General features: G+C 49.8%; 7 protein-coding genes. 3 read left to right on the forward strand and 4 right to left on the reverse strand.

Features of this window, described 5'->3' with window-relative positions:
• From GX117_09410 to trpC, 4 genes are all read right to left on the reverse strand, one after another.
• The coding region (locus GX117_09410) for a tryptophan synthase subunit alpha (protein ID NLO33556.1) at positions 1-667 on the reverse strand (667 nt) is incomplete at its 3' end.
• Between the two features lies 1 nt (position 668).
• Positions 669-1,904, reverse strand: coding sequence for a tryptophan synthase subunit beta (trpB, locus tag GX117_09415; GenBank protein ID NLO33557.1), 1,236 nt, complete (start codon positions 1,902-1,904; stop codon positions 669-671).
• Complete coding sequence (locus GX117_09420; GenBank protein NLO33558.1) at positions 1,852-2,478, reverse strand: phosphoribosylanthranilate isomerase; 627 nt, start codon at positions 2,476-2,478, stop codon at positions 1,852-1,854. The genes trpB and GX117_09420 overlap by 53 nt, the downstream gene beginning before the upstream one ends.
• Positions 2,468-3,244, reverse strand: coding sequence for an indole-3-glycerol phosphate synthase TrpC (trpC, locus tag GX117_09425; GenBank protein NLO33559.1), 777 nt, complete (start codon positions 3,242-3,244; stop codon positions 2,468-2,470). Before trpC ends, GX117_09420 begins: the two co-directional genes overlap by 11 nt.
• A 309-nt stretch (positions 3,245-3,553) precedes the next feature.
• On the opposite strand from trpC, the gene lgt reads away from it, so the two are divergent.
• The 3 genes from lgt to GX117_09440 form a co-directional block, all read left to right on the forward strand.
• Positions 3,554-4,432: a prolipoprotein diacylglyceryl transferase gene (gene lgt / locus GX117_09430; GenBank protein NLO33560.1), complete on the forward strand. Its 879-nt coding sequence runs from the start codon at positions 3,554-3,556 to the stop codon at positions 4,430-4,432.
• A gap of 55 nt (positions 4,433-4,487) precedes the next feature.
• Positions 4,488-6,698 (forward strand): hypothetical protein, encoded by a 2,211-nt coding sequence (locus GX117_09435; protein ID NLO33561.1) that lies wholly within the window; start codon positions 4,488-4,490, stop codon positions 6,696-6,698.
• Positions 6,699-6,855: 157 nt separating this feature from the next.
• On the forward strand, positions 6,856-8,110 hold a 1,255-nt coding region (locus GX117_09440), incomplete at its 3' end, for an SO_0444 family Cu/Zn efflux transporter (protein NLO33562.1).

The raw sequence follows: 8,110 nt of genomic DNA on the forward strand, positions 1-8,110 counted from the left end.
CCACGCTGCGCGCCTGATCCGGTGTGGAAATACCGAAACCGACAACCACCGGTTTCTGTGCTTTTTCACGAACCCGCGTCACAGCTTGCGCTAGATTCTGAGCGATGGCAGCACGTTCACCCGTCACGCCAAGGCGTGAAATATAGTAGACGAAGGTATCGCAAGCCGCACCGATTTTAGCGAGACGTTCATCCGTGCTGGTAGGAGCCGCCAAAAAAACGGCGATCAAATCATTATCAGTTATGGCCTGTCGATAGACATCGGCATCGTCAGGGGGCAGATCAACACATAAGACGCCATCAACACCTGCATTGGCGGCATCACGTGCGAAATCTTTCTCACCATAGACCAACAGCGGGTTGTAGTAGGTGAAAATGAGCAGCGGGATTTGGGTCCGTTGGCGGAGGCGCTCAACGGAATGGAGCATGGAGCGCAAACTAACACCCTGCTGCAAAGCGCGTAAGGCTGCTTTTTGAATTACGGGGCCATCCCCTGCCGGATCAGAAAAAGGGACGCCGTATTCGACGAGATCGGCGCCGCTTTCTTCCAAACGCACGATGACATCTTCGCTCACGGTCAAGCTGGGATCGCCGCCGGTGATGTAGGGGATAAACAGAGAGTTGCCGTGTTGAGCGTGTTCTTGAAATAGCGTTGCAATGCGATTCATTTTATTGATCCTCATCCATTGAAATAAAGCGAGCCGCATGTTGCACGTCTTTATCGCCGCGGCCTGACATGTTCATGACAATAATGTCCTTGCTATTCATGGATGGCGCTTGTTTGATTACCTCGGCTATGGCATGGGCGCTTTCCAAAGCGGGAATAATGCCCTCCAGTTTGCTGCAACGCTGAAAGGCGTCTAAAGCCTCGTCATCGGTCGCATAGGTATATTTGATGCGTTCCTTATCGTGGAGATAAGCATGTTCGGGGCCCACACTGGCATAATCGAGACCGGCGGAGACACTGTGGGTACTGCCGATCAGCCCGTTTTCATCTTGTAATACGTAACTTAATGCGCCCTGAAGCATGCCGAAGGAACCGGCTGCAAATCGGGCTGCATGCATGCCCGGTGTAATCTCGGTGCCGCCGGCTTCTACGCCAATCATGCGGATCTGTTCATCGCCCAAAAAGTCATAGAAAAGTCCGATGGCATTGGAACCGCCGCCCACACAAGCAATCATCATGTCGGGCAGGCGCTCTTCCGTCTTAAGAATTTGACGGCGTGTTTCGCGCCCGATAATGGACTGGAAATCCCGGCATATCATGGGAAAAGGATGGGGACCGTGAACGGTGCCCAAGACGTAATGGGTACCTTCCACATTGGCTGCCCAGTCACGGAGCGCTTCATTGATCGCGTCCTTGAGCGTCCGTGATCCTGAATCCACACAAATGACCTGAGCACCCATCAAGCGCATTCTGAACACGTTTAGCTTTTGACGCTCCATGTCTTCAGCGCCCATATAGACGTCGCATTTCAAGCCGAGCAGGGCGGCAGCGGTTGCCGTGGCAACGCCATGTTGGCCGGCGCCTGTCTCCGCGATAACCCGCGGTTTATTCATGCGCCGTGCGAGGAGACATTGGCCCAGTGCATTGTTGATTTTATGGGCGCCTGTATGGGCGAGATCTTCGCGCTTAAAATAGATCTTGGCGCCGCCAAGGCTTCGCGTTAACCGTTCCGCAAAATAAAGGGGCGTAGGCCTGCCCACATAAGTACTCTGAAGCGTTGCCAATTCTTTTTGGAAATCGGCATCGCTTACTGCTTTTTTGTAGGACGCGGCTAATTGATCCAAAGCAAAAAAAAGGGTCTCAGGAACATACCTGCCGCCATAAAGACCGTAGCGCCCTTTCCCGTCAGGAAAGAGATGCTTTTCTCGCGTTGTAGATAAAAAGTCGGATTCGATCATGATTTTTTTTCCCGGGGCTGCTTTCCAAGCTGCTCGATGCATCAACAGCGAAAGGCTGAACCCGTAATATAGCTTCTTCAACATTTTCCGGCGAAAGACCACCGGCAAGAATAATTTGTTTCTTTGCGCCCGCCGCTTTGGCAAATTGCCAGTCACATTGGGTTCCCGTACCGCCATACGCTTCTTCGGTCCAAGCATCTAAGAGGCACATCTGCCCCGGCCACTGCGCAATCGTTTCCGTATTTAAATGAGGGCCAACACGAAAAGCCTTGTAGACACGATGCCCCAGCGCTTCACATAGTTCCGCCGACTCATCACCATGCAATTGAATTCGATCAAAAACAGTGAGCAGTTCTTGTAAACGTTCCACAGGTTCATTGATAACGACCGCCACTGTGGTGATAAAGGCAGGAAGCTGATTGAGTATGGTCACTGCGTCATCGAGATCAATATATCGGTTACGTTTTCGGCCTTCTTCCGCCAAGACAAAGCCGAGGGCATCGGCGCCCGCCTCCACGGCAGCCATGGCATCTTCGGCAGTCGTGATACCGCATATTTTTACTTTAGTCATCATGAATCAGCGATTCCAATTTTTCCTGTATATTGTTGCTCGTTAGCAGCGAATCGCCAATCAGAAAGGCATCAATACCACTCTTATGGAGAAAACGCACCTCTTCCGGTGTTTTGATACCGCTCTCCGCAACCAGAATATTGCCGCCGGGCACTTTACTTTTTAAACGGGAAGTTGTTTGAATGTCTACCTCAAGGGTATCCAGATCGCGATTGTTGATCCCGATAATGTGCGCACCTGCAGCCAAGGCACGCTGTATCTCTTCCTCATTATGGGTTTCCACCAAGGCGGACATCCCTAATTTATTGACTTCTTGCAGAAAGAAACTCAGTTCATTGTCGCTGAGAATACGTACGATGAGCAAAATAGCATCAGCGCCCATCATGCGGGCTTCGTAGATTTGGTAGGGATCCACAATAAATTCTTTGCACAGGCAAGGGACACGAACGTGGTTCGAGACTTTATACAGATCTTCTAGGCTGCCGCCAAAAAATGTTTGATCCACCAGCACAGAAATTGCTTTCGCGCCCGACTGTTCATAGGTCACCGCCACTTCCACAGCGTCTATACCGGGCAGAATATCTCCCCGTGAAGGGGAACGGCGTTTGATCTCGGCAATGATATTAATGCCGGGAGCACGTAAGGCACTGCGAAAATCTTTTAACCGGGGCGCGTGATTGAGTCGGTCTTCAATTTCTCGCAAGGACGTTTGCGTTTTTCGTTCTGCGATTTCTCTTCTTTTATTTTCGACAATTTCAGTAAGGATCATTTGATACACTCAACAAGGGGGGTGGAAAAAAGGATAGACAATCTACGTATTTTGAATCTCTCTATCATAATGAAAACAGAATGTTGCTTCAAGCATTTGTATTTAAAATTTGAATTATGCGTGCTTCTAAGCTAAGCTCTTTCAAGGGCGGCAGGGTTTGGAAATTGATTCCTATAACTATATTCGTAGTAGAATCCAACCTGAAACTGCTTCATTTGGATTGGCGCGATCAACAAGATACCTTGCTGTCTGCCAACAACCGGCTGTACGCTCAGCCATTCTTTTCTCAATCACTAAAGAAAGAAAATCATGAATGAAACCACCCATTGGGTTCATGATCTTGATCCAAAATTACTGCATATCTGGGGGAATATCGGAATCAGCTATTATGGATTGGCCTATGTCTTGGCCTTTGTATTTGGCGTTGCCATGCACCGCCTCATGCTTAAAAAAAATCGTTCTCCCCTAAAAGCAAATGAAGAAGAATTGGCATTGTACGCCATGGTCTTGGGCGTTTTATTAGGGGCACGCATCGGCTATTGTGTGTTATACGGACTTGAAGAACTGATCCACCGTCCCTTTTTCCTTTTTGAAGTGTGGCAAGGCGGAATGTCCTTTCATGGTGGATTGATCGGTGTCGTTATTGCCGCTCTCTATGTCTCCCGCCGCACCGAAGCATCCCTATTGCAGTTCGGCGATATGATTACTTCCTTAGCGCCCATGGGACTGTTAATGGGCCGCATCGCTAATTTTATTAACGGAGAACTTTGGGGAAAAGTCTCTGATATCTCGTGGGCGGTCATATTTCCGAGGAGCGCTCCCGGACTGTCTCCGGAAAACATATTGCCCCGTCATCCTTCGCAGCTCTATGAGGCGGCGTTGGAAGGGGCGGTGTTATTGATGTGGCTCCAGTTCCGTTATTGGAAAACCAACGCACGATTACGGCCGGGTCTGATTACCGGCGAATTCCTGTTTTTCTATGCCTTATTTAGAATCTTTTGTGAGTTTTTTAGAGAGCCGGACGCTGCACTTATTTTGGGCTTGAGTCGGGGCACATTCTACAGTCTTTTTATTTTTGTCGCCGGTTTGTTGTTCTGGGTTCGTGCGATGAAGTCGGAAGTGGTGCCTGTGCCGGCCGCACCGACTGTTACTGAAACGAAACACAAAAAAAAGAAGAAGAAAAAATAAACTTCCAAGAAACGCTCTTATGGCGTTCAAAAGGATGAAGAAAGGATAGGTAACTATGCAGGGTCTATTGGTAGGATTATGTCTTTTCGCTGCGTCATTTTCAGCAACACCGTGCGATGACAATTTGGAGTCGTATTTGAATAGGATTCCTGCCAGCGATCCTTTTTCTCAATGGCTGGAAAAAAGCGGGGCTGATTATCCCGATTTTGATACACTGCCGAGCCATGCGCCCATTCCCTTGCCGCTCGCGCCCGTCATCAACGGAGAAAAAGTACAGATTACCGATATTGCCGCGTGGCGCGCAGAGCGCGAACGGCTGCTACAAGAATTGCAGCATTGGATTCTCGGAACTGTCCCGTCCGAACCAGGTCCAGTCCGCGCTGAAATTTTAGCGGAAGATAGGGGGGAGGGGATGCGCAGACGTGAACTCATCCTCCACTTTGGCCCTGATGAAAAAGCGCAGCTATGGGTAGAACTCTATATCCCCGACGGTACCGGCCCCTTCCCTATTTTTATGAGCCAAGACACCCACCGAGGCTGGGCACAAATCGCCGTGCGCCGCGGTTATATCACTTGTATCTATGCAGGCGGCGACAGTCGCGATGATACGGATACATTTGCTAATGCTTGGCCTGAGTATGAGTGGTCGCGACTGATGCGACGCGGATGGGCAGCCGGGCGTTGCCTCGATTATCACGAAACGCTGCCCGAAGCAGATACGGTCAAGACCGCGCTGACCGGACATTCGCGAAATGGGAAAACAAGTCTCATGGGAGCCGCCTTCGATGAAAGAATCGCGGTGGTCATTTCAAGCAGCAGCGGCGTGGGCGGGAGCATGGCATCCCGATATTGTGGAGAAAGCCAGTATTGCGAAGGCATCGAACATATTACCCGAACTTTCCCTGAATGGTTCCATCCTCGGTGGCGGTTTTTTATTGGCCGTGAACATAAAGTGCCTGTAGATTTGCATCATCTCGCCGCATTAGCCGCGCCGAGACCTTGCCTTTTAAGCATCGCGGTCAACGATGGCGTTGAGCACACATGGGCGCTGCAGCATACCTATCTTGCTGCCAAACCCGTTTACCAACTCTACGACGCGGAAGATAAATTACGCATTATGTGGCGTTCCGGTGGACACGAAACGTGGGCGGAAATTATTGAACAATATATGGACTGGTGCGATCTTCAATTCGGACGGGGCGATTATCGCTTTGAAGAACGTTTTGTGTATCCATGGGACTGGGAAAGCTGGAAGGCCAATGCGAAACCGGCCTATCAGCCTGATACAGCTTCGGATGATGAGTCTGTAAAAGATGCAGAGGCTATGGCGGGCGTCGTCAAAAAATTCTTGGGTGAGGCGCCGCCCCAGGCGAAAGCGCCCGTTATGGATTACGGTACGTCAAAAGATTCGGTACTATCTTTATTGAGTCGATCGAACCTCGCTTCCGTCTTGGAACGAGATCAAATTGTGTTTGGTGAATATATTGCCGCTGAAATTTATATGCCAAAAGGTACACAAAAAGAAGGCGCGAAAAAGAAGGCTATTTTATATTTGCCGCCCTTGTGCGCGCCAACGGGCTACCATGCCTCTTATCGACGGGGCGAGCAGGTTTATAGCAAACTCGCGCGCAACGGTTATGTGGTATTTTGCTTTGATCCCATTGCTGCGGGAAGGCGTGTCGAAGAAGCCGAACATTTTTACGAACGGCATCCGAACTGGTCGCTTCTAGGAAAAATGGTGCGGGACGCGCAAGAGGCACTAGATGCTATGGTCGAACTCCCCTATGTCGACCCCGATGAAATTTGGGTGGTCGGCTATGAGTCCGGTGCTTTAACCGCTATGCATCTTGCCGCTTTGGATCAACGACCCTGTGGCTATGGGCTGGTCTGTCCGCCTTTGCCTTATCGTCTAGATACCGATGTTTTGGAAACAGGCGGCATCAACCGCTGGGCACAGGAACGCATGGTACTGCCGCAACTGGGTCTTTTCTCCGGAAAAGAAAATCAGCTGCCCTACGATTTGGATGAGATTTTGAGTCTACAGGCGCCGAAACCCTTGATCATGGTAACCCCGCAATTTGATCGATTCGCGCCTCCGCAAGAGGCAGAAAAAATCAAGGCTATTCTTGAGAGCGCCTATGCCCAATCGGCTTCTCCTAAAAATTTCATTTCTATAAGTCCCTGTACCCATAACCATTTCGATGAGAGCACCCAAGATCTTTTGTTAGAACAACTTGCCGTATTTCAATCCAAAGAATCTGAATAAATAGCTGCGATATACGGCGCTGCGTCGCCTGAAATATTCTTGAAAATGGAAAGAACAATAATCTACACCTAGTAGTAAACGCAGCCTGTTTCAACTATTGGAATAAACAATTCTTTTTTGACGTTCCCTCTATAAAATAAAAATAGATAGAGGGATTATGAAAGAAATTTTACTGAGTGTAATTGAAGAAACTGTAATCGTTGCCGGGCAAATGTCCCTGTATTTGCTGTTTGGATTCCTAGTCGCCGGATTCCTCTATATACTCGCTCCGTCTACATGGATACAGCGGCACCTCGGTGGAAAAGGCTTTATTCCTGTGCTCAAAAGTGTGGCGCTCGGGGTACCCTTGCCCTTGTGTTCTTGTGGTGTGATTCCCGTAATGGCATCCATCAGAAAGCAAGGAGCGGGAAAGGGCGCTTCAACAGGATTTTTGATTGCCACACCCCAGACGGGCGTAGATTCTATTCTTGCCACGTGGGGTATGCTGGGGCCTGTTATGGGCATAATCCGGCCTTTGCTTGCCTTGGTTACCGGGCTGACCGGCGGTATTCTAACTACGATTTTTGACAGAGAAGAAGAATCAACTGCCACCCACGAGGGAGAAGAAGAAACGACGGCGTCTTGTTGTGCTGTAAAGCCCGTTGCGGATACGGTCGAAAAAACTTCTTTTCTACGTTCCATACCCGAAGCATTCCGCTACGGCTTGGAAACCTTGCCCCGCGATATTGCCCGGCCTTTAGTGGTGGGCATTATTTTAGCGGGAATGATTTCCGCCTTGCTTCCCTCCGGATTGCTGAAACCTTATATTGGCGGCGGATTCTTGTCCATGGTCGTCATGACCGTTATCGGTATCCCCCTTTATGTCTGTGCCACGGCCTCTATTCCCGTAGCCTTGGGCTTTATTCACCTTGGCGCTTCACCGGGCGCGGCCCTTGCCTTCCTTATCGCCGGCCCTGCGACCAATGCCGCCGCGATTGCCACGGTTTGGAAAATGCTGGGAAGAAGAGTAACGTATATTTATCTTTTTACCGTGGCAACAGGCGCGATCATCTCCGGTCTGTTTTATGATGCCTTGGTGAAACAGTCGTGGATTTCCAGCTTCGCGGAAAACCATGTCCATGATCATGATATGGGCTTGACTTGGTTTAACATTGCGGCGGCCATCGTGCTCGGGATTGTGATTCTTAATAGCGTTTATGGATCCCGTGTGCGGGCGTTTATCTTCAAGAGTGATGCCGCTGAATCCGAAACGGCCTCCGATGAACCGGCTATTGAGTTATCCATAACCGGGATGAGTTGTGGTTTTTGCGCGAATACTGTCACCGACAGCCTGAAATCTGTTTCAGGCGTCAGTGGCGTAGATGTGGACTTGCAAAAAGGGCGCGCAAAGATCCGTGGAAGTGTAGCTGATC

Source organism: Candidatus Hydrogenedentota bacterium, assembly GCA_012523015.1.
Lineage (GTDB): Bacteria > Hydrogenedentota > Hydrogenedentia > Hydrogenedentales > CAITNO01 > JAAYBJ01.

Bases quoted from the DNA above. Each gene is read 5' to 3' on its own strand.
- GX117_09420 (NLO33558.1), bottom strand. From the start codon at position 2,478: ATGATGACTAAAGTAAAAATATGCGGTATCACGACTGCCGAAGATGCC.
- GX117_09435 (NLO33561.1), top strand. From the start codon at position 4,488: ATGCAGGGTCTATTGGTAGGATTATGTCTTTTCGCTGCGTCATTTTCA.
- trpB (NLO33557.1), bottom strand. From the start codon at position 1,904: ATGATCGAATCCGACTTTTTATCTACAACGCGAGAAAAGCATCTCTTT.
- lgt (NLO33560.1), top strand. From the start codon at position 3,554: ATGAATGAAACCACCCATTGGGTTCATGATCTTGATCCAAAATTACTG.
- trpC (NLO33559.1), bottom strand. From the start codon at position 3,244: ATGATCCTTACTGAAATTGTCGAAAATAAAAGAAGAGAAATCGCAGAA.